At 67.4% G+C, this 21,850-nt stretch carries 22 protein-coding genes; 9 read left to right on the top strand and 13 right to left on the bottom strand.

Going from position 1 to position 21,850, the window contains the following annotated elements; genetic code table 11:
• Positions 1-257: 257 nt before the first annotated feature.
• Positions 258-785, top strand: a complete 528-nt coding sequence (locus tag PIB19_RS08555) for a DUF4198 domain-containing protein (protein WP_271240453.1) — start codon at positions 258-260, stop codon at positions 783-785.
• Positions 786-788: 3 nt separating this feature from the next.
• On the opposite strand, the gene PIB19_RS08550 is transcribed toward PIB19_RS08555, so the two are convergent.
• The 3 genes from PIB19_RS08550 to PIB19_RS08540 all read right to left on the bottom strand — a co-directional run bounded on the left by PIB19_RS08550 (position 789) and on the right by PIB19_RS08540 (position 2,824).
• Positions 789-1,085 carry a helix-turn-helix domain-containing protein gene (locus PIB19_RS08550; protein WP_271240452.1) on the bottom strand — a complete coding sequence of 99 codons (297 nt, stop codon included), beginning with the start codon at positions 1,083-1,085 and terminating at the stop codon, positions 789-791.
• Positions 1,086-1,168: 83 nt separating this feature from the next.
• Positions 1,169-1,639, bottom strand: coding sequence for a hypothetical protein (locus tag PIB19_RS08545; protein WP_271240451.1), 471 nt, complete (start codon positions 1,637-1,639; stop codon positions 1,169-1,171).
• 90 nt (positions 1,640-1,729) lie between these two features.
• The gene (locus tag PIB19_RS08540) at positions 1,730-2,824 is read right to left on the bottom strand and encodes an MFS transporter (protein WP_271240450.1); all 1,095 of its coding nucleotides are present in this window, start codon (positions 2,822-2,824) and stop codon (positions 1,730-1,732) included.
• A gap of 147 nt (positions 2,825-2,971) precedes the next feature.
• Here PIB19_RS08540 and PIB19_RS08535 point away from each other — a divergent pair, with 147 nt between their 5' ends.
• On the top strand, positions 2,972-4,321 hold the full coding sequence (locus PIB19_RS08535) for an aminotransferase-like domain-containing protein (RefSeq protein ID WP_271240449.1): 1,350 nt from the start codon (positions 2,972-2,974) through the stop codon (positions 4,319-4,321).
• Positions 4,322-4,411: 90 nt separating this feature from the next.
• Here the strand turns inward: PIB19_RS08535 and PIB19_RS08530 are convergent, their stop codons facing one another.
• The 9 genes from PIB19_RS08530 to PIB19_RS08490 form a co-directional block, all read right to left on the bottom strand.
• The gene (locus tag PIB19_RS08530; RefSeq protein WP_271240448.1) at positions 4,412-6,205 is read right to left on the bottom strand and encodes an ABC transporter ATP-binding protein; all 1,794 of its coding nucleotides are present in this window, start codon (positions 6,203-6,205) and stop codon (positions 4,412-4,414) included.
• 1 nt (position 6,206) lies between these two features.
• Positions 6,207-8,000 carry an ABC transporter ATP-binding protein gene (locus PIB19_RS08525; protein ID WP_271240447.1) on the bottom strand — a complete coding sequence of 598 codons (1,794 nt, stop codon included), beginning with the start codon at positions 7,998-8,000 and terminating at the stop codon, positions 6,207-6,209.
• Positions 8,001-8,028: 28 nt separating this feature from the next.
• Entirely contained in the window at positions 8,029-9,078 is a 1,050-nt protein-coding gene (locus PIB19_RS08520; RefSeq protein ID WP_271240446.1) for an ABC transporter substrate-binding protein, read from the bottom strand.
• 12 nt (positions 9,079-9,090) lie between these two features.
• The gene (locus PIB19_RS08515; protein ID WP_271240445.1) at positions 9,091-10,437 is read right to left on the bottom strand and encodes an LLM class flavin-dependent oxidoreductase; all 1,347 of its coding nucleotides are present in this window, start codon (positions 10,435-10,437) and stop codon (positions 9,091-9,093) included.
• On the bottom strand, positions 10,434-11,189 hold the full coding sequence (locus tag PIB19_RS08510) for a class II aldolase/adducin family protein (protein WP_271240444.1): 756 nt from the start codon (positions 11,187-11,189) through the stop codon (positions 10,434-10,436). Before PIB19_RS08510 ends, PIB19_RS08515 begins: the two co-directional genes overlap by 4 nt.
• A 14-nt stretch (positions 11,190-11,203) precedes the next feature.
• Entirely contained in the window at positions 11,204-12,286 is a 1,083-nt protein-coding gene (locus tag PIB19_RS08505) for an ABC transporter substrate-binding protein (RefSeq protein WP_271240443.1), read from the bottom strand.
• Between the two features lie 153 nt (positions 12,287-12,439).
• A complete protein-coding gene (locus tag PIB19_RS08500; protein WP_271240442.1) occupies positions 12,440-13,555 on the bottom strand; it encodes a sigma-54 interaction domain-containing protein in 1,116 nt (371 codons plus the stop codon).
• 87 nt (positions 13,556-13,642) lie between these two features.
• Positions 13,643-14,293 carry a hypothetical protein gene (locus tag PIB19_RS08495; protein ID WP_271240441.1) on the bottom strand — a complete coding sequence of 217 codons (651 nt, stop codon included), beginning with the start codon at positions 14,291-14,293 and terminating at the stop codon, positions 13,643-13,645.
• Complete coding sequence (locus tag PIB19_RS08490) at positions 14,227-14,637, bottom strand: hypothetical protein (protein WP_271240440.1); 411 nt, start codon at positions 14,635-14,637, stop codon at positions 14,227-14,229. Before PIB19_RS08490 ends, PIB19_RS08495 begins: the two co-directional genes overlap by 67 nt.
• Positions 14,638-14,937: 300 nt before the next feature.
• On the opposite strand from PIB19_RS08490, the gene PIB19_RS08485 reads away from it, so the two are divergent.
• Genes PIB19_RS08485 through PIB19_RS08455 form a run of 7 tightly spaced genes read left to right on the top strand, consistent with a single transcriptional unit; the run spans position 14,938 to position 21,212 of the window.
• Positions 14,938-16,065 carry an ABC transporter substrate-binding protein gene (locus PIB19_RS08485; protein ID WP_271240439.1) on the top strand — a complete coding sequence of 376 codons (1,128 nt, stop codon included), beginning with the start codon at positions 14,938-14,940 and terminating at the stop codon, positions 16,063-16,065.
• Positions 16,065-16,856: an ABC transporter permease gene (locus PIB19_RS08480; protein ID WP_271240438.1), complete on the top strand. Its 792-nt coding sequence runs from the start codon at positions 16,065-16,067 to the stop codon at positions 16,854-16,856. The genes PIB19_RS08485 and PIB19_RS08480 overlap by 1 nt, the downstream gene beginning before the upstream one ends.
• Entirely contained in the window at positions 16,853-17,632 is a 780-nt protein-coding gene (locus PIB19_RS08475; RefSeq protein ID WP_271240437.1) for an ABC transporter permease, read from the top strand. Before PIB19_RS08480 ends, PIB19_RS08475 begins: the two co-directional genes overlap by 4 nt.
• A gap of 13 nt (positions 17,633-17,645) precedes the next feature.
• A complete protein-coding gene (locus PIB19_RS08470) occupies positions 17,646-18,491 on the top strand; it encodes an ABC transporter ATP-binding protein (protein WP_271240436.1) in 846 nt (281 codons plus the stop codon).
• The gene (locus PIB19_RS08465) at positions 18,491-19,099 is read left to right on the top strand and encodes a nitroreductase family protein (RefSeq protein WP_271240435.1); all 609 of its coding nucleotides are present in this window, start codon (positions 18,491-18,493) and stop codon (positions 19,097-19,099) included. Before PIB19_RS08470 ends, PIB19_RS08465 begins: the two co-directional genes overlap by 1 nt.
• Positions 19,096-20,019 (top strand): LLM class flavin-dependent oxidoreductase, encoded by a 924-nt coding sequence (locus PIB19_RS08460; protein ID WP_271240434.1) that lies wholly within the window; start codon positions 19,096-19,098, stop codon positions 20,017-20,019. The genes PIB19_RS08465 and PIB19_RS08460 overlap by 4 nt, the downstream gene beginning before the upstream one ends.
• A gap of 35 nt (positions 20,020-20,054) precedes the next feature.
• The gene (locus tag PIB19_RS08455; RefSeq protein WP_271240433.1) at positions 20,055-21,212 is read left to right on the top strand and encodes an LLM class flavin-dependent oxidoreductase; all 1,158 of its coding nucleotides are present in this window, start codon (positions 20,055-20,057) and stop codon (positions 21,210-21,212) included.
• A 386-nt stretch (positions 21,213-21,598) separates the two neighbouring features.
• Here the strand turns inward: PIB19_RS08455 and PIB19_RS08450 are convergent, their stop codons facing one another.
• Positions 21,599-21,811, bottom strand: coding sequence for a hypothetical protein (locus PIB19_RS08450; RefSeq protein ID WP_271240432.1), 213 nt, complete (start codon positions 21,809-21,811; stop codon positions 21,599-21,601).
• Positions 21,812-21,850 lie beyond the last annotated feature (39 nt).

Here is a 21,850-nt window from a genome sequence, read left to right as displayed (position 1 = left end):
CACCTCGACGGTAGCGTTCGCGCACGACTTCTGGCTTCAGCCCGCCAAATGGCGCGTCGATCCGCGGACGCCGTTCGACGTCACGCTGCTGGTCGGTCACGGTCCCTATCGGCAGCGTTCACCGATCCCGGCTTCGCGCATCGTCCGCTTCGAGGCGATCGCAGCCGATGGCCGGCGTGCCGACCTGCGCAGCCGGATGCACTTGGCGGCCGCAAACGGCGACGCGACGATCGGATCTCGCACGCCCAGGCACCTATTTGCTCGCGCTCGAGACCGACAATCGCGCCGAAAGCCATTTGCCTGCGATCCGGTTCAACGACTATCTTAAGGTCGAGGGCCTGACTCCCGCGATCGCACTGCGTGCACGCACCAGGCGCACCGATGCCGACGGCGCGGAGAATTACAGCCGGCATGCCAAGGCGATCGTGCAGGTCGGTTCGGTCGATCCCGGCCAGCAGATTATGGTCACCCGTCCGATCGGCCTCGCGCTGGAGATCGTGCCCGAACATAGCCCGCTCGCCACGCCACGCGGCTCGAGCCTACCGGTTCGAATATTCTATCACGGGAAGCCGCTCGCCGGCGCCCTGGTGAAGCTCACGGATCTCGCGCGTGACGCCGAACCGGTCGAAATGCGGCGCAGCGACGCGAGCGGACGCGTTGTGTTCGCGATGCCTCAGCGCGGCAGCTGGCTGATCAACGTTATCTGGACGCGGCCGCAGCCGCGGACCAGCCTGACCGATTTCGACACCGATTTCTCCAGCCTCAGCTTCAACATTCCGGGATGAGGATCACCGGCGCAGAAGTGCGGCGCGCTGGAAGGCGGCCGGGGAGCGTCCATAATGCTGGCGGAAGGCGGCGGTGAAATGGCTGTGGCTCGAAAAGCCGAGATCGAGCGCCAGCCCGGTGAGATCGTCGCAGCCGTCGAGGAGGTCGAGCGCACGCGCCAGCCGCAAGCGCAACTGATAGCGATAGAGCGGCACGCCCTCGCACTGCGCGAAGACCTGCGTCAGATAGACGGGCGACACACCGACCTCGGCGGCGATCTCCCCCAGCGTCCAGCGTCGGCCCGGATCGGCGGCGAGCACCAGCTTGGTGCGATCGGCGAGCTTCTGGCGGCCGTAGCTCGTCGAGCGGAGATACGAGGTCCGTTCACCGAGCGACCGGCGGATCAGGGCGAGCGCCAGCGTCTCCCTTCGAGCGGTTCGATCGCGTCGCGCGACAGGCCGTGACGCAGCAGCGCCACCAGTGCCTGCGCCTCCGGATCGATGCCGCGACCCCGGCTCTTGAAGGTGACTCCGGATCGGCTGTCGAGCTGATCGGCGGGGGCGAGCTCGCGCAGGAGCTGCTGGTCGATCGCGATCGACAGGCAAGCGTCGCCGCCCCCGACGGGGTGGCTGATCGCATATTCCTCATCGTCGTTGAAGAAGACCAATTGATTGGCTTCAGCGACGACCTCCGCCTGCCCGACATGGCGCATGAACGCCCCGCGATACGGAAATACGAAGTGCGTCGCGGTCGCGCACTCGCTGACCGAGCGGTGGCGGCAGTCGCCGCTGCAGCGCACGTCGCGAAGGGCGACCGCGTCGGTCTCCAGCAGCAGCCGGATCGACAGTTCGTTGACTGGTTCGGCCTCGCTCATGTCAGGGCCCCGGTATCTCCGATCGCGTTTCGGCCGTCCTACAGCCAATGCGCGGTCCTTGTCGCCTCTCAATACACGTCGCGCGGCATCTCACCGCGCTTCGCACAGGCGGAAGACGAGCAGTGCAAGTGCCGCGAGCCCGGCACCGGCGGCGACGAACGCTGCCGCATAACCCGTGGTCGCGGCCAGGACGCCGAATGCGAGGCCGCCGAGGCCCAGTCCGGCATCATAAGCGGCGTTCCACAGGGCGCTGGCGCCGTCGATCTGGTTCGGCGCTGCGCGGCTCAGCAACTGCGCCAGGCTGGCGCTCTGCAATACTCCGAAGGCGACACCGCTCAGCGCCATGCCGGCAAGCACCGCAATGTCGCCCGAGAAGGCCAGGCAGAGCATCGCGATCACTGCCAGCGCAATGCCTGCGATCATTGCGCCCTGCGGACCATGACGATCGACCGGCCTCCCGGCAGCCCAGCGCGCGGTGGCTGCGGCGAGTCCCTGGATCAGCAGCGCGAGCATGATCGTGCCGGTGCTCGCCTCGCGATGTGCCAGCGGCAGGAACGTGATGGTCGCACCGATCACGATCGCGCCGAGTGCGAGCGAAGTGGCGGGCCAGGCAGCGCTGCGCAGTGCCGGCAGGCTATGGTGCGCGGCGTCGACCCGCTCCTCGCGGCGCGGCAGATGCGCGAGACTGACGAGGCCTGCCAATGCCAGCGCGGTTGCGATCGTCGCCGTCGCCGCCGGTCCGAATGCGCTCAAGGCCCAGGGGCCGAGCGGCACGCACAGGATCGCCGGGATCGCCGAGGCGACGCCGTAAATGCCCATCGCTTCGGCGCGCTGGGTCGGCGGGGCCAGCGTCGCGGCCAGTCCGCATGCCGCGACGAGCAGGACGCCGAGCCCGAAACCGCGCGCCGCGCAGCTCAGCAGCACCAACGGCAAGCTACCGGAAAAGGTGACGATGCATGGGATCGCCAGCACGAGAAGCGCGATTGCCAATGCCGTCCGGCGGCCGAAGCGCGCGATCAGGCGAGGCGCAAGCAGCTCTCCCGCGATCGTCGTAGCCATCAATGCGCCCGTCGCCAATCCGGCGGCCAGATCGCCGCCGAGCGTGGCAATGTGCGCCGGGACTGCCGAAAGCAGCAGGTAGAAGCTGCTCATCGCGGCGACCATGAGACCGGACAGGGCCAGCATGCGTGGCGTGAAGATCGGTTCCGGGGAGCGTCCGGAACCAGTGTTTCAAGGGCAGTCGTGGCCATTTTCTCTCTCCAGCATGGCTGTCGAGGCGGTTTCTATCGTGCTACTGGACTTGATAATATGACCAGTTGATAGGTGATATTATTGACCAGTTCGGCGCCTGACCTCCCGATCATGCTGGATCGCGCCGCGGCGATGAGCCTCGGATCGCAGCTGCGCCAGCGCCTGCTCGAGGCGATCCGCTCCGGCGCGCTGCGCACGGGGGTTCGCCTCCCGTCTACCCGGGCGCTTGCTTCGCAGCTCGGTGTGTCGCGCCCGCTCGTGGTCGAAGTCTATGCCCAGCTCGCCGCGGAGGGCTATCTCGCCTTGCGGCAGGGCGCGCGCCCGACCGTTGCCGCGGGCTGCGATAGCGCGCCGACGCCCGATGTCTCCGAAAGCCCGGTTGACGAGCCGATCCGCTTCGATCTGCGGCCGGCGATGCCTGACGTGGGACAATTTCCGCGCAAGGACTGGCTGCGTGCGGTCCGAACCGTGCTCAATAACCTCCCAGCCAGCGAGCTCGGCTATGGCGATCTGCGCGGCAGCCCGGTCCTGCGTCGCGCGCTCGCGGACTATCTGGGGCGCGTGCGCGGCGTGATCGCCGATCCCGCCCGCATCTACGTCACCAGCGGTTTTGCCGAAGGGCGGGCGCTGACCTGCGCCGTGTTCCATGCGTACGGAGTCCGGCGTCTCGCAGTCGAGGATCCGAGCTACAGCGACTGGGTGGCGGTCGACAAAGCGGGGCTCACGCGGTTGCCGGTGCCGGTCGACATGCAGGGCATCGATGTCGACAGGCTTGCCGCATCGCCTGCCGAGGCTGTGTTCCTGACGCCGTCGCATCAATTTCCGATCGGCGGGGTTCTGAGTGCCGACCGGCGCCAGCGCGTGGTCCGCTGGTTGCGCGAACGCGATGCGCTGGCACTCGAGGACGATTATGATGCGGAGTTCCGATACGATCAGGCCCCGGTCGGAGCGCTTCAGGGGCTGGTGCCCGATCGCATCGTCTATGCCGGCACCGTCAGCAAGACACTGGCTCCCGCATTGCGTCTTGGCTGGCTGGTCATGCCGCCCGCACTTGTCGGATTGGCGAACGACGAGTTGCGTCGCTGGAGCGAAGGCCGGCCCCGGATCGATCAGGATGCGCTCGCCGAACTGATCGATTCAGGCGCGTATGACCGGCATTTGCGGCGGATGCGACGAGTTCTATCGCGAGCGCCGCAATCTGCTGCTGACCTGTCTGGCCGAAGCTTTGCCCGAACTGGAAATAGAAGGCGCCGCGGCCGGTCTTCACGTCACCCTGCGGCTGCCGGGCGATATCGATGCAAGCGGGGAAGCGGCTATCCTTGCGGGATTGCGAAAACGCGGTTTGGCGACCGAAGGTCTCGGCAGGTACAGTTCAACCGCCAAAGGGCCGCGGCGGCTGTTTCTTGGCTATGGACGAATTTCGGAAAGTAGCATCGCGCCGAGTGCGAGAATACTGGCCTCCGCGATCCGTGCCCAGTGTGAGTTGAGGTCCGCTCCGGAGCTGCTCCGCCCGCCTGTGAGCTAGCGGGCCTGCACGTTCGATAGCGCGGAATACGCGCCGTTTCGGCTCAGCAATTCGGCATGATTGCCCAGCTCGGCAATCGCGCCTTCGCGGATCACGGCGATGCGATCGGCATCGCGGATCGTGGCGAGGCGGTGGGCGATGATCAGCGAGGTCCGGCCGTGGCAGAGCCGACGGAGCGCGGCCTGGATGCGGCGCTCGGTGCTGATGTCGACTGCCGAGGTCGCCTCGTCGAGGACCAGAACGACTGGGTCGGCGAGATAGGCGCGGACGAGGCAGACGAGTTGGCGCTGGCCTTGGCTGAGGTTCGCGCCGAGAGGCCCGACCGAGGTGTGATAGCCGTGCGGCAGCGCGCGCAGCACTTCGTCGGCGCCGAGTTCGTGCGCGGCATCGATCAGTTCGGCGTCGCTCGCCGCGGGTCTGGCGAGCCGAAGGTTTTCGAGCACGGTGCCGCCGAACAGCACATTGTCCTGCAACACGACGCCCACCTGCCGCCGCAGGCTCGCTTCGGAGACATGACGGATGTCGTGCCCATCGAGCAGCACCGCGCCTGAATCCACGTCGTAAAAGCGCGTCAGCAGCTGGACGAGAGTGCTCTTGCCATGGCCGGTGGGGCCGACGATCGCGAGCACTTCGCCGGGCGCGACGCGAAGGTCGAGGCCGCGGATCACCGGACGGGCAGGGTGATAGCCGAAATCGACGTTGCGGAAGTGGATCTCGCCCTTGAGGCGGGGAAGCTCGATCGCGCCGGGGAGATCGCGGATCTCGGGTTCGGTGTCGAGCAGCAGGAAGATCCGTTGGGCACAGGCCGAGCCGTTGGCGAAGCGCTCGAACAGGTCACTGAATTCCTGCAGCGGGGCGAGGAACAGGAAGACGTAGAACAGGCTCTGGGTGAGCTCGCCGAGCGTCAGCGTGCCGAGCGCGAGGCCGCGTCCGCCGATGACGAGCGTGAGCGCAAGCCCGGCAGTGGTGAGCAGCCCGGTGAACGGCGCGAACCAGCCCGAGCGCGCGCTGCCGGCGATCAGCGTGGTGTTGAAGTCGCGGAGCAGGCCGCGATAGTGCGCGAGATTCTCCGCCTCGCGGCCGACCTGCTTGATCAGCCGCACGCCGGCGACGGTCTCGACCAGATGCGCGGTAAAACGGCTGCGATTCTCGGCGACGCGGCCCCAGCTGCGCTGCGCGAGCCGCTTGAACGCGACGGTAGCGAGCAGTAGCACGGGCACCACCAGAGCTAGCCCGAACAACAGAGTCGGGGCGATCGCCCATAGCAGGATGGCCGCGAGCACCAATCGCAGCATCGCCGACAGGAATTGCGGTGGGCATTGGATGAGCATCGGCTCGAGCGTGTCGACGTCGCGATCGGCGCGCGAGATGATCCGGCCGGCCTTGGTCCGATCGAAATAACCGACGCTGAGCGACTGGACGTGCGCGAAGACGCGGCTGCGGATGGTATTGAGCAACTCGGTCGCGGCGCTACCGGCGAAATATTGCGAGAAGCCGCCGAGTGCGAAGCGCAGCGCCCAGGTGGCGGCGAGCCCAAGGCAGGCGAGTGCGATCAGCCCGGCGTCGAACGGCTGGAGCGCGCGGTCGATCACCAGCCCGATCAGCAATGGACGGGCGAAGATCGCGAGAACCTGCACCAGCTCGATCGCGATCACCGCCGCGACCAGCCGGCGAACGGGATGGAGCAGCGGCAACAGCCGGCGGAGCATGCCGCGGTCGAGCGCTTTCTTGGCGAGCGTTTCCTCCAGTTCGAGATCCGATAGTGGGCGATCGCCCGCGATGATGCTCACCTCAGAGCCCCATCAGCGCGCGATAGGCGGGGCTGGCGACGACCAGTTCGGCATGCGTCCCTTGGGCGGCGATCCCGCCATCGGCGAGCATCACGACACGATCCGCAGCGAGGATTGTGGGCAGGCGGCTCGATACGATCAGCATCGTCACCGGCCGGGCGGCGGTGTCGCGCCGGCCGCGGATATTGTCGATCGCGCGGCGTTCGGTCGCGGTGTCGAGCGCGCTGGTGGCGTCGTCGAGGACGAGCAGATCGGCATCGGCGAGCAATGCGCGGGCGAGGCAGAGCCGTTGGCGCTGGCCGCCGGAAAGCGTGATGCCGCGGTCGCCGACCTTGGTCTCGAGGCCATCCGGCAGGCGATCGAGCAGTTCGCCGGCCGCGGCCTGTTCGAGCGCGGCTTCGAGTTCGACATCGCTGGCGTGCGGGGCAGTGACGCGCAAATTGGCGGCGAGCGTGTCCGAGAAGAGGAAGCATTCCTGCGGTAGGACATGGACGCGGCGGCGCAGCTCGCTGAGGTCGAGATCGCGCACATCGCGCCAGCCGGCGGTGTCGGAGCCGATTTGCACGGCGCCCGCGGCGGCCTCGATCAGGCGCGGGAACAAGGCGGTTAGGATGCTCTTGCCCGCGCCGGTCGCGCCGACCAGCGCGACGATCTCGCCGGGCTCGATGCGAAGCGAAAGGTCGCGGAGCACTGCGGCGCCGTCGCCCAGCGGCGCGACCGAGACATGGTCGAGGCGGCAGCCGAGCGGACCGGAGGGCAGGGGCTGCTTGCCCGAGACGATCGCGGGCTCGGCATCGAGCACTTCCCAGATCCGTGCCGCCGAGGCGCGCGCATCGGCGACGATCTGGAGCAACGTCGCGATGCCCTCGATCCGCAGCACCAAAGTGTTGACGACGAGCAAAGCGGCGACCAGCGCGCCGAGATCGAGCCGGCCATGGCCGACCAGCCACGCGCCATAGCCGAGCACCCAGGCATGGCCGAGCGCGATCACCGCCTGCGGAAGCGGCACGCTGCGCGCGGCATGCGCGATCGCCTTGCGCGTCTCGCGGCGGAAAGTGGCGATGTGCGCGTCGAAACGGGCGATCCGGGCGTCCTGCAGGCCGAACGCCTTGATCACGCGGACGCCGTGCACGCCTTCGGACAGATCCTGCGTGACTGCGTCATAGGCCGCGCCGATCTTGCGATCGAGCAGCACCAGCGCATCGGCCTGTGCCGCGAGCATCGCGATCCCGATCAGCATCAATGCGAGCGGTACGATGCCGAGCCACGGCGAATACCAGCAAAGCAGCGCCACCGAGATCAGCACGACCACGCCGGTCTCGAACATCTGGCGCCAGAAATTGATCAGCGCATCGCGCACCTTGTCGGCGTCGCGAGTCATTCGTGTGACCATCTCGCCGACGCCGTGGCGCCAGTGATAGGCCAGATCGAGCCGCTGGACCTGGATCAGGATCCGCTCGCGCAGATGAGTCAGCAGTTCCTGCCCGATCGACAGCGACATCAGCCCGGCGCCGTATTGGACAACCGCGCGCACCGCAGAGAGCCCGAGCAGCAGCGCGGCCCAGAACCACGCGCGGCTGTAATCGAGTCCGGCGGGGCCGGCGACGACCAGCTTGCCGATCCCCGCCTCGTGCACCGCGCGACCGACCAGCCCCTGCTGCGCGATCAGCGCGAGGTTGACCGCGAACAGCATCGTCGCGGTCAGCACGAAGCGGATCGGCATGCGGCGATAGATCGCAAGGCAACGCAGCAGGGGCGCGCCGGAGGCGACCGTCTCCGGCGCGGTAGTCGTCATCAGCATATCGGTCGCGCTGCTTTGAGGATCAGACCGCGATACGAGTCGTTTGCGCGGCTTCGAGCGGGCGCGCGTCGGCCCATTGCCGCACGTCGAAGCTGGTGGGGATGAACTTCCAGCGATGGAGGAAATCGGTGAAGTCCTGCAGCGCGTTCAGCGACTGCTCGGCGAGGTCGGTGCGGAGCCGGGTCTGCGCGTCGCTGCCATAGGCGACCGAGACCCAATATTCGCTCGCATTGGTCTCGCGCGCGAGATAGCGGCGCACTTCGTCGGGATGGTCCTGCGCCCAGGCCTCGGCGCGCAGCACCTGCTCGACGATTGTTACCGCCGCGTCGAAATGATTGTCGAGCAGATGGCCGTCGACCGCGAGGGTGCGCGGCGTGCCGTTATTGGCGCGGATCAGCGGCTCGGGATGCGCGCCGGTGTCGATCACCGTCGTGAGGCCGAACTGATGCGCGACCTGCGCGCCATGCGCGCCCTTGAGGAAGATCGCGTCGACTTCGCCGCGCAGCAAGGCGACGACTTCCTGATTGTTGTTGCGCCCGCGGCGGCCGCGCGCGGCGAGGGTGCCGTTCACGTTCTCGACCGCCTGGTCGCTGTAATGGCTCTCGATATCCTGATCGACCAGTTCGACATCGCCGACATTGAGCCCCTCGAGGCTCAGCGCATTTTCGAGCCCGCGCAGCGCCTGGGCGCGGGTGAAGTCGATCTCGACGTGCTTCCAGTTGGGCAGGCCGAAGCGGCGGCCCTTGAGGTCGCGGACGCTCTCGATGCCCGATTCCGGGCTGGCGAGGATCAGCTGGGTCTCGTCGGCCCAGGACAGGCCGAGCAGCCGCGTGTCGCGTCCCAGCGCGCGGGCGCTGATTGCCGGAATGTTGCCTCCGTGGCGTACCGAATTGCGCACCTTGTGGCTGAAGTGCGATTCCCGCGTGGCGAAATCGTTCGATTCGAGGATCGATTCGACCCTGGTGCCCTGCACCTTGAACGCGTCTTCCAGCCAGCCCTGCTGGATGGCGATGCCGAGCCCGGTCGGAACGGGGCAGCGCGTGTACCAGAGCGTGTCGAGCGAATTTGCCATGGGGATTTCCTTTCAGGCGGCGGAGAGGAGGTCGGCCGGGGCCGTGGCGCCGATCGCGGGGCGCGGCAAAGCGAGATGATCGCGCAGCGTGGTTCCGGTATATTCGGTGCGGAACAGTCCGCGGCGCTGGAGCTCGGGGACGACGAGATCGACGAACTCGTCGAGCGAACTCGGCAGCAGCGGCGGGATCAGGTTGAACCCGTCGGCGGCGTTGCGCTCGAACCAGTCCTGGATCTGGTCGGCGATGTCCGTGGGCGTGCCGATAACCACGCGGTGCCCGCGCACGGCGTTGAAACGCAGGAAGAGCTGGCGGATCGAGAGGTTCTCGCGGCGGGCGAGCGCTGTGAGCTGGCGCCAGCGGCCCTTGCCGTTTTCGGGCTCGGGCAGATCGGGGAGGGGACCGTCGAGCGGATAGCCGCTGACGTCCTGACCCATCAAATTGAGGTCGCCCGAGAAATCGACTGCGGCTTCGAGCGCTCCGAACTTGTCCTGCGCCTCTTGGCGGCTGGTGCCGATCGCGAAGGACAGGCCCGGCATCACCTTGAGCGTGTCCGGATCGCGACCATAGCGCGCCATCCGGCGCTTCACATCGGCGTAGAATCCCTGCGCGTCATCGATGAATTGCGCCGCGGCGTAGATCATCTCGGCATATTTGGCGGCGAACTCGCGCCCGACCTCCGAATTGCCCGCCTGCGCGAACACCGGATGGCCCTGGATCGGGCGGGCGACGTCGAGGACGCTGTTCAGATGGAAGTAGCGCCCGTCATGGTGGACCGGGTGGACGTCGTCGGGATCGAGATAGAGCCCCGTCTCGCGATCGGCATGGTCGAACGCATCGTCCTCCCAGCTGTCCCACAGCGCACGCGCCACATCGACGAACTCGGCGGCGCGCTGGTAGCGCTCGGCATGGCTCGGCGGCTGATCGATCCCGAAGCTGCTCGCCGCGCCATCGGCGAGCGAGGAGACGATGTTCCAGCCGATCCGCCCGCCGCTGATATGATCGAGCGAGGCGAAACGCCGCGCCAGCGAATAGGGATGGTCGAAATTGGTGTTGACCGTCGCGACGATTCCGATCCGCTGGGTGACCGCGGCGAGCGCGGCCGAAAGCGTCAAGGGCTCGAAATCGAGGAACGCGTGGCGCCGCTCGATCCCCTTGGTGCTGTCACCCGCCTGGCCGACGAAATCGGCGAAGAAGGCGACGTCGAACTTGCCGCGCTCGGCGGTCTTGGCCAGCTCGGCCCAATAACGGAAATCGGGCCTTCCGCTATTGGCCGCGCCGGGCTGGCGCCAGGCACCCGGATGGTGGCCGTGGCGGGTGAGGAATACCCCGAGGGCAAGCTGGCGGCGTTCGCTGGTCATAACCCCTCCCGATCACTCGGCCGCGACGGCGGTGGCGTAATGGATGATGCCGTCGTCGGAGACGCTGGCGTCGGGGGCACGAGCTTGCCCATCTTCCATTGCTGTTCGAGCACGCCGGGGCCGAAGGGCTGCGAGCCGCCCAAAGCTGCGGCGAGGATCTGGAACTGCGCGCCTTCCTCGAGCAGGACGATGTTGTTCACCAGGTCGCGCAGGCCCTTCCAGCTCCACACCGTGGCCCCGCCATTGGCCTCGACGATGCCGGGCACTTCGCGGTCCGCCTCGATTGAATCGAGGATGAAATCGACCTCGGCCTGACGGCGGTTGATGTAGACCGGCAGCTCGCTGGAGAAGCGGAAGCGGCGGTTGGGGACGTAGAGCAAGGGCAGTTTCGCGTGCGCCTGCGAATAGGCGCCAAGGTGCGGGGTATGGACGTGGCTGATAGCCTGCACGCCCTCGTGCGTGCGGAACAATTTAGCGTAGCGCGCGGCGCCGCCGGGCTTGTTGTGCCAATAGCTGTTGCCGTGGAAATCGATCACCGCGGTTTGCGGCGCGTCGGGATCGTCGGCCCAGAGTCCGAGATAGTTGAAGGTGATGATCTTGTCTTCGCCGGGAATACGCACGGCGATGAAGAGCGTCCCGCTCGCCGAGATGGTGCGCGTCTCGCGCAGCAGGCGGAAGGCGCGGCGGGCGTCCTGCTCCTGCTCGGCGATGAAGGCGATGGTTTCGGGCGAAAGACCGGATTGTTCGGACATGATGGCGTCTCCTCTCAGGCGGCTTCGGAAATCAGGGCGTGTTGCGCGGCGAGCACGCGGGCGGCTTCGAGCGGGCGCGGGTCGATCCAGTCGGCGAGCGCGAAATCGGCATCGAGAAAGCCGTGGGTGAACAGGAACTTCTTCTGCTGCTCGAACAGAGCCAGCCGCTCGGCATCGAGCGTCGGGTGCAGGCCCTCGTGGAGGTGGCGATAGGCCTGGTCGACGGCCTGCGGGCTGCCTTCGGTCTCGAATTCGAGGATATCGCGCAGCTTGTCCGGCTCGGCCTTGACCCAGTCGGCGGCGCGCAGCGTCACGGCGAGGAAGCGGACCAGCACGTCGAAATGCTCGTCGAGCAGATGCTGGTGGACGGTGATCGGCCGCGGCGTGCCGTTGTTCACGCGGAAGCGGCGATCGGGCAATGCATCAAGATCGACTGCGACCGTCAGCCCGGCTTCACGAGCGCCGTCGATTGCCGAGGCGCCCTTGACGTAGATCGCGTCGACATGGCCCGAAACGAGGGCCTCGATCGGCCACAGCCGGTTGAGGCCGGTTCGGCGCGGGGCAAGGTCGCGTCCGCTGCCGCCCACGTTGCGCAGCCGATCGGGAACCTCGATCAGGTCGACATCGTCGAGGGTGAGGCCGGCAGAGGCGAGCGCGCCCTTGTAGCCGGCGAGCGACATGCCGCGCGCGATGCTGGTGCCGCGGACATGGCTGGGAAGGTCGTTATGCGACCAGCCGGGGAGGGCAAGCCGCCGCCCCTTCAGATCGGCGGCGCTGGCGATGCCGGTGTCCGGCCGGGTGAGGACCAGCTGGCTTTCCTCGATCCAGGTGAGCCCGACCAATCTGGTCGGCTCGCCCTGCGCCCGGGCGGCGATCGACAGCATGTTGCCGCCCTCGCGGATCAGGGCGGGCAGGCGATGGTCGTAATGATGTCGGCCAAGCTCGGAGCCCGATTCCTGCAGCGTGCGAAGCGCGATGCCGTCGGCGGCGAATTCCTCGGTCAGCCAGCCGAGCTTCCACGCGATTCCGGTCGCGGTCGGCACCGGGCAGCGCGTGAACCAGAGTTCGTCGAGCGGGGTCGGATCGGGTATCGCCATTGCCTTGCTCCGGTGCAGCGGATGTTGCGGAACAAGGGAGCAAAGAGCGTGCCAGAGCGGCGTCAGGAGGGGAGCGCGTCCGCCGCTGGCCGGAGCGGCGGCGGATTGCGTGATATTGATCAGCCGCCGTGCTGCGTTTTCACCTGCGGCGCTTCAGATCAGGCCGAAATTCTTGAGGTGCGTGCGCACGACGTTGCGCGTGACGCCGAGCGCGGCGGCGGTCTTGATCTGGTTCGATGCGCAGCGCTGGAAGGTCTCGGTGACGACGGTGCTGACCAGCCGGTCGAGCAATGCGTCATGCTCGCCCTTGAGCAAGGCATCGACCAGCGGGCGGACGATATCCTCGAGATCGGCCAATGCCGGATCGATCGCCGCGAGGGAGGCGGCGGGCTCGCCATAGACCATGCCCGACAGCCCGAGATCCTGGACCTGGATCACGCCGTCCTGGCAGACCAGTGTGGCGCGGTAGATCGCATTCTCCAGCTCGCGGATATTGCCCGGCCAGTCATGGCGGTAGAGCGTCTCTTCGGCCGCGGGGCCGAGATCGAGCCGACGTGGCTGGATCTTGTCGCCATAGACCTGAAGGAAGTGGCGGGCGAGCGGCAGGATGTCGGCGCGGCGCTCGCGCAGCGGCAGCAAAGGCAGCGTCACCACCTGCAGGCGGTAATACAGATCGGGGCGGAAGCTGCCGTTCGCCACCGAGCGGTGGAGGTCGACATTGGTCGCGGCGATCACGCGCACGTCGAGCGGTGTCGGGGTACGTGAGCCGAGCCGCACCACTTCGCGCTCCTGCAGCACGCGCAACAGCTTCACCTGCAGCGACAGCGGCATCTCGCCGATCTCGTCGAGGAACAGGGTGCCGCCATTGGCCGCTTCGAACCAGCCGGGGCGGGCGAGATGCGCGCCGGTATAGGCGCCCTTCTCATAGCCGAAGAGCTCGCCTTCGATCAGCGATTCGGAAAAGGCGCCGCAATTGACTGCGATGAACGGCCCGTTCGCACGGTCGCTGAGTGAATGGACGTAGCGCGCGACCAGTTCCTTGCCGGTGCCGGTCTCGCCGATGACGAGGATGTTGGCTTCGCTCGGCGCGGTCTTCTCGATGAGCGGGATGAGTGCGCGCGACTGCGGGTCGGAGAAGACGAAAGCGCGGGCCCGCGGACCCACCGAATGGTGCTTGTCCGAATCGAACGCCAGAACCGGGCGGCTGCCCGGTTGCTTGCGCTCCGACGGGCCGATTTCGACCATTTCCTTGTGCGGGACTGCGACCATAGATCCCTCCAGATCCGTTGCCGCACAAGGTATCAGCAAATATCCTACTGGATAAGTAGGAAATACGTGGCGGGCCCTAGCTGAGCTTTACACGGGTTCCAGCGAACCGGCATCGGCCGCGGCCCGGCGCCGCAATGCAGCCTCCAGCGGACGCGCGTCGATCCAGCGATCCACATCGACGGCCTCGTCGAGAAAACCGTGATGCCACAGGAAGTTGGCCTGATTGCGCAGCATCTCGGTGCGATCGGCGGACAGATCGGGATGCAGCGAACGATGGAAATCGTTGCGATAAGCGGCGCCCACCGCCGCGATTCCGGCGAGCGTTTCCTGCGCCAATATGTGCTGCAGTCGGGGCAGGTTGGTCGACGCCCAGTCGGCAGCGCGCAGCGCCTGTTCGAGGAAGCGCACGACCAGATCGAAATGTTGCTCGATCATGTGCTCGTGGACGGTGATCGGGCGCGGCGTGCCATTGTTCACGCGCGCGAGGCGGCTGGGATAGGCGTCGAGATCGAGCCCCACGGTGAGGCCCAGACGCGCGGCGGTCTCGGCCGCGGCGGCGCCCTTCACATAGACTGCATCGACGCGGCCTTCGGCCAGCCATTCGAGGCCCAGCCACAGCCGCCGCATGCCCGCCGCGGTAGGCTGCTCGACCGGCGGCGCGGGAAGATCGATCATCCGCACGTCTTCGAGATCGAGCCCGCCCAGCGTGAGTGCGCCCTTGATCCCGTGCAGCGCCATGCCGCGCGCGATGCTTTCCCGCGGGTGCGCGCGAAGCCGGGCAGGGCGAAGCGCAGTCCCTTGAGATCGGCGGGTCCCATGATCCGCGTGTTGGGGCGGACCATGATCGCCTGCCGCTCGTCGATCCAGGTGAGGCCGATCACGCGGGTGGGGGCGCCATCGGCACGCGCGGCGAGCGCCTGGATGTTGCCGCCCTCACGGAAGAGGTACCGCGCCTGCCGTTCCGGGTCGGACGAGACGAGGTTCAGCCCCGCCTCGCGCACGCGCTTTACGCCGATGCCGTCGCGGCCGAACGCCTCGGTCATCCAGCCGAGCGACCACGCCACTCCGGACGCCGCGGGCACCGGGCAGCGGGTGATCCAGATGCATTCCGGTTCGCGCCGGGAGGGGCGGCACTGCCTGCCGACATTCTGTTCCGTCTCCTGTGTCCGGCGGTTCTCGATGGCCCGCTCAGCAAACCGCATGCCAGTCGGGCCGGCAAGCCGCGTGGGCCGGGATGACGCGCAAATCGCTGCATTTCGCGCAGCCATCCGGTCCGAACTGCTCCGAATTGCGCAATTGATCCGTGTCCGGTGTCCGTCTTCCTCCTGCGCGGCGCTTGGCACGTGAAGTGCATCGCTTGCCGGCAAAAGGAGAAGCGCAGCGTGGCGATCCAGAAACCCAGATCGATCAAGGCGTGGGCAATCGGCGCGGTGGTGCTGATCGCCGTCGTGGCACTTGCGGCCTTTCAGTTCCGCGGCGACGGCAGCGCCAAGGCGAAGACCGTCACGATCGCCGGGATCGCATACCCGTTCGAGGGTCGGCAGGTGTATAACGGCCTCACCGGCGTGGTGATCCGCGACGGCTGGCTCAAGGCCGAGCTGGCGAAACGCGGCGTCGCGCTGGCGCTGACTCCGGTGCCGACCGCAGTGGGCGGGCCGCTGATCAACGAGGGCTTCTCCGGCAAGCGGATCGACTTCGCCGCTTATGGCGATTTCCCGGCGATCATCGCGGTTTCGGGCGGCGTCCCGCTCAGGCTGGTCGCGCCGACGGGGCAGGGGCTGCATTCCTATCTGGTCGTGCGCAACGGCCTCGCCGCCAGGAGCATCGCCGATCTGAAGGGCAAGCGCATCGCGCTCCATCGCGGCCGGCCGTGGGAATTGCCCTTCTCCAAGCTGATCGACGCCAGCGGGCTCAAGCAAAGCGACTTCAAGATCGTCAACATCAACCCCGCGGCCACCCCGGCGGCGCTCGCCTCGGGCAATGTCGACGCCGCCTTCCTGCTCTCCGACGGGCTGCTGCTCGAACAGAAAGGCGCGGGGCGAGTGATCTGGTCGACCAAGCAGGCGCCGGCCGACTGGCGGATGCGCGCCGAATTGTTCGGGCGCGGCGATTTCGTCGACGCGAACCCGGAGCTCACGCAATTGGTGGTCGACGCCTATGTCCGCGCCGCGGCCTGGTCGGCGCAGGATTCGAACCGCGATCGGGTGATCAAGGATGCGGCGCGCGGGTCAATGCCCGTCGAGATCATCGCGCGCGATTACGCCAATGACGGTATTCAGTGGCGCGAGCGCTTCTCGCCGGCGTTCACCACCGAGCTGGTCGACCATTACCGCTCCGTTGCCGACTATGCGTTCGAGCGCGGACTGGTGCGCAACAAGGTCGATGTCGACAAACTGATCGACCGGCGCTTCGTGGCGCCTGCCCTGCGCGACGCGAAGCTGGAGGGTTTCTGGAGCCCCACGGCGCCCGCGCCGGCCCAGGCGCAGGCTGCTGCGCCCAAGGCGTCCTGATGGCCAGTGCTGCGCTTCCCGCGCTCGCCGCGCCGGCGCCGCGGCGGCAGTCACCGCTCGCCTCATTCCTCGCGCCGGTTGTGCTGCTGGCCTTGTGGCAGCTTCTCTGCCTGAGCGGCGTCTTCCCGGCGCAGGTGCTGGTCCCGCCGAGCGAAGTCGGGCGCACGCTCTGGCAACTCGCCGAAACGGGAGAGCTCCAGCGCCATGTCGGCGAGAGCATGACGCGGCTTGCTCTGGGCTTCGCAATCGGCGCGCTGGCGGGGCTCGCTTTCGGCGCGGCGATCGCCCTGTCGCGCCTCGCCGAGGCGGCGTTCGCGCCCTTCTTCTTCGCGGTGTGGCAGGTCCCGGTGATTGCCTTCGTGCCGATGCTGGTGATCTTTCTCGGCATCGACGAGCAGTTCAAGGTCGCGATCGTCATCCTCGCCGCGTTCTTTCCCGTCGCGCTCGCCGCGTTCGACGGAATCCGCGGCGTGCCGAAGGCGTGGTTCGAAGTCGCGCGGGTCTACCGCACCCGGCTCCCCGATCTGATCTGGCGGATCCTCGTTCCCGCCACTTTGCCGGCGGTGGTCACCGGACTGCGCGTGGCGCTGACCCGCGCCTGGGTGGTGCTGATCGCCGCCGAGTTGCTCGCCGCGGACAGCGGCATCGGCCAGATGATGGAGATGGGGCGCCAGATGTTCCGTATTGACGTCGTGCTGGCGGGTGTCGTCGTCAGCGGCGTGATCGGCTTCCTGCTCGATCGCGGCGCCAAGGCGATCGAGCGCCGCGCATCGCGCTGGAGGGCGGCATGAAGGCGCTGCTCGCACGCGGCTGGGCGCGCGCGGCGATCGGACTGATCGCGCCGGGGCTGTTCCTTCTCTGGTGGCAAGTGCAGGCGCAATCGGGCGGAGCGCATGCGCTGGCCTTCGCGCCGCTCCAGTCGGTCGGTGCGGCATTCGTCGAGTTGGCGGTGCAGGGGAGCCTGTTCTCCGACATGGCCTCGACTCTGTCGCGCAGCTTGTCCGGGCTCGCGATCGGCGGGACCTTGGGGATCGCCCTGGGCGTGGCGATGGCGATCTGGCGGCCGCTCGATCGCGTGCTCAACCCCTTGCTCCAGGCGATCCGACAGGTCCCGCTGATGGGCTGGCTGCCATTGCTCGGCCTGTGGGTGGGGACGGGGCAGGGGACCGAGCTGATCGTCGTCAGCCTCTCGGCCTTCTTCCCGACGTTGCTCAACAGCTTCGAAGGCGTCGCGAATGTCGAGCGGCGGTTCATCGAGGTCGGGCAGATCTATGGGTTCACGCCGTGGCAGCGCTTCCGGCTGATCCTGCTGCCCGCGGCGATGCCGCTGATCCTCACCGGGCTGACGCAGGGCCTCGCCTTCGCGTGGATCGCGTCGATCGCCAGCGAGATCCTGCTGGGGGTCGGCGGCGGGCTCGGCGTGACGATGCAGCTCGCCCAGATGCAGCAGCGGATCGACATCATCCTCGTCGCGATCCTCGTCACCGCCGCGCTCGGCTTCACCATCAATCGCCTGTTCCTGCGTCTCCGCCAGCATCTGCTGCGCTGGCAGGCGCCCCTGCGCTGAGAAGGAGAGTCCCATGATCCACGAAGTGCTCGCGAGACCTGCACCGGCCAGCGCCCCGGCAGCCAGCGGCGCGCTCGCGATCCGCGACCTGCACAAGAGCTTCACCATCGGCGGTGCGCCGCGCGCGGTGCTGGAGGGCATCAACCTCGACATCCGCCCGGGCGAGTTCGTCAGCATCGTCGGCGCCTCGGGTTGCGGCAAATCGACCTTGCTGCGGCTGATCGTCGGGCTGGATGACGATTATCGCGGCGAGATCCGCCTCGACGGTGAGCGGGTTTCGACCACCAGCCTCGATCGCGGCATCGTCTTCCAGGATCACCGGCTGTTCCCGTGGATGACGCTGGAGCAGAATATCGAGCTCGCCTTGCTCAACACCGACGTGCCCAAGGCGCGCCGCGCGCAGATCGTCGCCGAGCATATTGCGCTAGTGAATTTGACCGGCTTCGAGAAAGCCTATCCGCACCAGCTTTCGGGCGGGATGGCGCAGCGCGCGGCGATCGCGCGCGCGCTGGTGACCGAGCCCAAATTGCTGCTGCTCGACGAGCCGCTCGGCGCGCTCGACGCACTCACCCGGGTGCGGGTGCAGGCCGAGTTGCAGCGCATCTGGATGGCGCAGCGCTCGACGATGCTGATGGTCACGCATGATGTCGAGGAGGCGCTGTACCTTGGCGACCGCGTCGTGGTGATGGCGCCCGATCCCGGCCGCATCCGGCGCATCGTCGAAGTCGACTTGCCGCATCCGCGCGACCGCGCCGCGCCGTTGCTCCACCGTCTCAAGGACGAGATCCTCGCCGAACTCACCGCGGCGCCCAGTGCGCCATCGAACCTCGTCCACCTTCCCGGCCGGGAGGCGCGTTGATGGCCCGCACGCCTGATCATCCTGTCGCGCCGCTGTTCGTCGATCGCTGGTCGCCGCGCAGCTTTACCGGCGAGCCGGTGCCCGATGCCGTGCTGGCGAGCGCGTTCGAGGCGGCGCGCTGGGCGCCTTCGGCCTCCAACGTGCAGCCTTGGCGGTTCCTGATCGCGCGGCATGGCGATGCGCATTGGGACGCCTTCGTGTCGCTGCTTGCGCCGCGCAATGCGCTGTGGGCGTCACGGGCTTCCGCGCTGATCGTGGTGCTGTCGGAATTGAAGCTCGAGCGGCGCGGCGCGATCGTCGACAATGTCTCGCACAGTTTCGATGCCGGCGCGGCGTGGACCAATTTCGCGCATCAGGCATTGCTGCTCGGCTGGCACACCCACGGCATCGGCGGCTTCGACCGGGATGCGGCGCGTGCGCTTTTGGCGGTGCCCGACGACTTTGCGATCGAGACGATCGTGGCTTTGGGGCGGCAAGGCGCGCTCGACACGCTCCACGCCGATTTCCACGCCGGCGAGAGCCCCAGCACCCGCCGGCCGATCGCCGAGACGGTGTTCGCGGGCCGGCTCGGTCAACCCGCGTTCGAGAGCGAGAGGGACGCGGCATGACGATCCAAACTTACTGGCAGCTCGATGTCGCGGAGGACGCGACACGATCCGAGCCCGGCGCCCGCCAGTCCGGGCTGTTCCGCGATGTCCGCACCCCGGCGCTCAGTCGCTACGATTATTATGCGCAGGTGGCCCAGGCGGCGGCGCAGACCGCGTTCGACGGCCTCTTCCTGCCGCATCGCCAGCAATCCGACGACAGTGCGATCGTCGCCGCGGCGATCGCACGCGAAGTGCCCCGGCTCACCTTGATCCCCGAGTTTCCGGCATCGGCGGGTTCGGCAGTCTATGCCGCCAAGCAGGCGGTGAGCTTCCAGCGGCAGACGCACGAGCGCCTCGGCTGGGCGATAGCCAGCCCGGCCGACGATGCCGCGCGCGCTCGCGACGGCGACCATGTTCCCGAGGAGCAATTATACGCGCGGACCGAGGAGTTCCTGGCGGTCGCGCGCGGCGTCCATGCCGAGCGGCCGTTCGACTTCGCCGGCGCGCATTTCGAAGTGCAGGGCGGCGGCTTCCAGGCGCCGCTCAACCGTGTCGCCTTTCCGAAGGTGTTCCTGCAGGGCGAGAGCGAGGAGGCACTCAGCCTCTCGGCGCGGGCCGCCGACGTGCATCTGTTCGCGGCGAGCGCCGATCTTCGCGGCCTGATCGAGACGCTCGACACGCTCGCGGTGCGCGCCGGCCGCTCGGTCGAGTTCGGCGTGATCCAGCCGGTGCTGGCGCGCGACCAGCCCGAGGACGCGCGACGCGATGCCGAACGGGCCGGGCTTCCCGACACGGCGATCGTGGGCAGCTATGCCGAAGTCGCAGAGCGGCTGGCGGATCTCGCTGCCCTCGGCTTGCGCCATTTCGTCCTGGCCGCGCCGTCCTCGCTGGAGGAGGCCTATCGCATCGGCCAGCATGTGCTTCCCGCTTCCGCGCGCTGACAGAGCGCGTGGCGGCCGCCGCTTGAGGTGTTCGCATGACCATCGATTTCTACTGGCGTCTGCCCAGCCATGGTTGCCACGGCAGCCTGCGCGACACGGCCTATGATCGCGGCGACTGGTCGCCGATCGGGACCCGCAACGTCGCTCCCGGGCTCGACCGCAATGGCGAGGACGACGGCTATCGCTATATCGATCATCTCGCCGAGATCGCCAAAGCGGCCGAAAGCGTCGGCTTCATCGGAGGGCTGATCCCGTCCTTCCCGAATACCGACGATCCCTGGGTGATCTCGCCTTTGCTCGCCCGCGAGACGAAAGCGTTCCGCTTCATGATCGCGTTCCAGCCCGGGTTCCTCAACCCGGTCCATGCCGCGCGCATGTCGGCTAGTCTGCAGCGCGCCACCGGCGGGCGCACCGTGTTCAACATCATCACCGGCGGCGGCGGTCCTTCGCAGCTCTGGTGGGGCGACAGCTTCAGCCATGACGACCGCTATGGCCGCACCACCGAGTTCCTCGATGTGTTCAAGGGCGTGTGGGGCGGCGAGGGCTTCTCCTATGACGGCCGCTTCTATCAGGTGCATGACGGCGGTCTTTCGCCGTTGCTGGCGCGGGAGGAGATACCCGAGATCTGGTTCTCGGGCTCGTCCGATGCAGCGTTGCAATCCGCGGCGAAGCATGCCGATTACTATCTCTCATGGCTCGAGCCGTTCGACCAGCTCACCGACAAGTTCGCGCGGGTGAAGGAGCGCACCGCGGCGCTCGGTGGCGAGCAGAAATGCGCGGTGCGCGTCGATCTGGTGGCGCGCCCGACCGAAGAGGAAGCCTGGGCCGAAGTCCGCGCCGGCTTCGAGAGCCTTAGCCCCGAACGCCGCCAGCAGGCGCGGGGCGGCCCGACCGATTCGGTCGGCGCCGCCCGGCAACAGGCGCTCCGGCCCAGCGAGGCGACGCGCTATGACGAACTGATCGTCGCGCCCAATCTGTGGGGCGGCTTCAGCCTGCTGCGCGGCGGGCCGGCGCTGGGCATCGTCGGCAGCTACGAACAATGCGCGGCGCGGCTCGACGAACTGATCGCGCGCGGGACCGACGCCTTCATCCTCGCCGGTACGCCGCATCTCGAAGAGGCATATCGAGTGGGCGAGGAGGTCCTGCCGCTGCTCGGGCGCAAGGAAGGCGTACTGCTGCAAGCCGCGGAGTGAGATGGGAAGCAAAGAAGGGCGCCGGCGGTATTCCCCTGGTGCCCCTTTGTAGCTGAAAAGTGGGAGCTGTTACGCCGCAACTAAACCTGCTCCCCTCCTATTGCGGGGAAGGAGCAAGTTGAACCTCGATCCGCCTTAGGCCCTGGACTGATAAATCGCGAATGACCGGTAGTGGGTGGCCGCGAAAGGTCACACTAGGGTCACACTGCCTGCATGGTTCTGGCCTGTTCCTGCGCAGGCGATCCAGGAGGGTGTGGACCAGGCAGCATTATACTCCTGCTTTCGCACGAGCAGGATGAGAGGGGCGTTACGATGTCAAAGAGCTGAGTGAGGCTGTCAGACGAAATCCTACATTGCAAGCACGTCTGCAAATGGGTGGAAAGCGGTCACTCCGCGCGGCGCACACCCGGCATAAAGCGCACGAACATGATCACTCCAACAATTGTCCAGATTGCGGAAAATTGCTTTCCATAGTCTCCGACTAGTCGCCACTCAAAGTAGTTGTTGGCGAACGCGGCCAGCAGTATCGCCACGTACACCCCAGCGACAATTCGCTGCAGGGTCGTGGGCGGTGCGTCGTTCCATTCGTAGCTGCTCATCTCCACTCTATGGCCGTCGCTCTAAATGTCCGCTAGTGG

Origin of the sequence: Sphingomonas sp. 7/4-4 (assembly GCF_027941955.1) — a bacterium.
Lineage (GTDB): Bacteria > Pseudomonadota > Alphaproteobacteria > Sphingomonadales > Sphingomonadaceae > Sphingomonas.
Note: the sequence above shows the minus strand (reverse complement) of the source record. Positions and strands in the feature narration are given on the sequence as shown.

Bases quoted from the DNA above. Each gene is read 5' to 3' on its own strand.
- PIB19_RS08510 (WP_271240444.1), bottom strand. From the start codon at position 11,189: ATGTCCGAACAATCCGGTCTTTCGCCCGAAACCATCGCCTTCATCGCC.
- PIB19_RS08470 (WP_271240436.1), top strand. From the start codon at position 17,646: ATGATCCACGAAGTGCTCGCGAGACCTGCACCGGCCAGCGCCCCGGCA.
- PIB19_RS08520 (WP_271240446.1), bottom strand. From the start codon at position 9,078: ATGGCAAATTCGCTCGACACGCTCTGGTACACGCGCTGCCCCGTTCCG.
- PIB19_RS08480 (WP_271240438.1), top strand. From the start codon at position 16,065: ATGGCCAGTGCTGCGCTTCCCGCGCTCGCCGCGCCGGCGCCGCGGCGG.
- PIB19_RS08460 (WP_271240434.1), top strand. From the start codon at position 19,096: ATGACGATCCAAACTTACTGGCAGCTCGATGTCGCGGAGGACGCGACA.
- PIB19_RS08450 (WP_271240432.1), bottom strand. From the start codon at position 21,811: ATGAGCAGCTACGAATGGAACGACGCACCGCCCACGACCCTGCAGCGA.
- PIB19_RS08515 (WP_271240445.1), bottom strand. From the start codon at position 10,437: ATGACCAGCGAACGCCGCCAGCTTGCCCTCGGGGTATTCCTCACCCGC.
- PIB19_RS08505 (WP_271240443.1), bottom strand. From the start codon at position 12,286: ATGGCGATACCCGATCCGACCCCGCTCGACGAACTCTGGTTCACGCGC.
- PIB19_RS08465 (WP_271240435.1), top strand. From the start codon at position 18,491: ATGGCCCGCACGCCTGATCATCCTGTCGCGCCGCTGTTCGTCGATCGC.
- PIB19_RS08495 (WP_271240441.1), bottom strand. From the start codon at position 14,293: ATGGCGCTGCACGGGATCAAGGGCGCACTCACGCTGGGCGGGCTCGAT.
- PIB19_RS08545 (WP_271240451.1), bottom strand. From the start codon at position 1,639: ATGAGCGAGGCCGAACCAGTCAACGAACTGTCGATCCGGCTGCTGCTG.
- PIB19_RS08475 (WP_271240437.1), top strand. From the start codon at position 16,853: ATGAAGGCGCTGCTCGCACGCGGCTGGGCGCGCGCGGCGATCGGACTG.
- PIB19_RS08455 (WP_271240433.1), top strand. From the start codon at position 20,055: ATGACCATCGATTTCTACTGGCGTCTGCCCAGCCATGGTTGCCACGGC.
- PIB19_RS08525 (WP_271240447.1), bottom strand. From the start codon at position 8,000: ATGACGACTACCGCGCCGGAGACGGTCGCCTCCGGCGCGCCCCTGCTG.
- PIB19_RS08540 (WP_271240450.1), bottom strand. From the start codon at position 2,824: ATGCTGGCCCTGTCCGGTCTCATGGTCGCCGCGATGAGCAGCTTCTAC.
- PIB19_RS08500 (WP_271240442.1), bottom strand. From the start codon at position 13,555: ATGGTCGCAGTCCCGCACAAGGAAATGGTCGAAATCGGCCCGTCGGAG.